Genomic DNA, 1,400 nt, shown 5'->3' with positions numbered 1-1,400 from the left:
CGGTGTCCGCCTGCTCGGTGTCCGCCTGCTCGGTGTCCGCCTGCTCGGTGTCCGCCTGCTCGGTGTCCGCCTGCTCGGTGTCCGCCTGCTCGGTGTCCGCCTGCTCGGTGTCCGCCTGCTCGGTGTCGGTCGCTGGGCTCTGGGTGGATGGATCGTCCGAGGTGCGCCGGTGCCCCGCTGGTGTAGCCGAGGCTGCTGTCGCCCGGTGGCTCGGTGGCCTCTTGTGGCCTGCCGGCTTGTACCCCTCCCGCACCCGCAGTTGCCGGCATCGCTGCTTCCAGCGTTGCACCTCGGCGGGTGAGGCTCCCAGCGCCTGGAGGTAGCCGCCCACGACTTGCTCGGTGGGGATCCGCTGGCCTCGTTCGGCGGCGCTGATGGACTCAGGCACGAAGTGGGCCTGGGCGGCCAGTCGGCGCTGTGACCACCCCTTGGCTTCGCGGAGCTCGCGCAGGTCCTGCGCGAAGCGTTCGATGGAGTCCTCCGAGACATCGCTGGGCCACATGGTCGGTGTCCACCTCCGCTCCAGGCAGCGTGCGTCAGACGGGTCAGGTACGCAGCCAGGCCGCGGCCATCGCCCATTCGGCGGTGTCCATGCGCTGAAAGTGTCCATGGACAGGCGTGAGGTAACCACAGCAGCGGTACCGGTGCGCCCAGGACGCGGACATCGAGCGCGCCACACCAGGTGATCCCGCTGACGTGGATCACCAGCAGGCGCGGTGACGTCCACGGACGCGAGCTGGGTGCTCGTGTGCTGTGGACACACGGGCCGGGGCCGTACACCAGAGCCACGGCTCCGCCAGTGGTGGTGGGGCTCTGGTCCACCAGGAGTTCAGATGAACCCACACCCTGCCCTCGGGCGGCACTCGAACCCCGTCGCACTGCAGCGACTACTCCAGCTCGTACTGCTCGCCGGAGCGCTGGTGATTGGCGTCCTGCTGCTGAGCGCCGCCTCGGCGTCCGCCGACAGCGGCATCCGGGTGGACACCAAGAACGGCAAGGGCGTGAACGTGCGGCCTACCCCGGGCACCGAGCGGGCCGCGCTGTACGGGCTGGCCGACGGCACCCCGATCGAGGCGGTGGCCCTGGTGCGCGCCGGCGACGGCAAGGTGTGGGTGCAGCTGGCCGACGGCGGCTTCATCTCCGCCGACCTGGTCGCCGGTGACCGTGGTCTGCCGATGCGCGAGGCCAAGCCCGAGGCCAAGCCCGAGGCCAAGCCCGAGGCCAAGCCCGAGGCCAAGCCCGAGGCCAAGCCCGCCGCTCCGGCTGAGCAGGCCGGCATCCGGGTGGACACCAAGAACGGCAAGGGCGTGAACGTGCGGCCTACCCCGGGCACCGAGCGGGCCGCGCTGTACGGGCTGGCCGACGGCACCCCGATCGAGGCGGTGGCCCTGGTGCGCGCC

General features: G+C 71.6%; 2 protein-coding genes. One reads left to right on the top strand and one right to left on the bottom strand.

Annotated features, from left to right (window positions below; all coding sequences use genetic code 11):
- Positions 1–502: helix-turn-helix domain-containing protein (locus ACRYM0_RS20825; RefSeq protein ID WP_432507757.1), on the bottom strand; the 502-nt coding region annotated here is incomplete at its 3' end.
- Between the two features lie 418 nt (positions 503–920).
- Here ACRYM0_RS20825 and ACRYM0_RS20820 point away from each other — a divergent pair.
- Positions 921–1,400 (top strand): hypothetical protein (locus ACRYM0_RS20820; protein ID WP_432507756.1); only part of this gene is annotated, 480 nt, incomplete at its 3' end.

It is taken from the genome of Kineococcus arenarius subsp. arenarius (assembly GCF_050871845.1).
Taxonomy (GTDB): Bacteria; Actinomycetota; Actinomycetes; order Actinomycetales; family Kineococcaceae; genus Kineococcus.
Note: the sequence above shows the minus strand (reverse complement) of the source record. Positions and strands in the feature narration are given on the sequence as shown.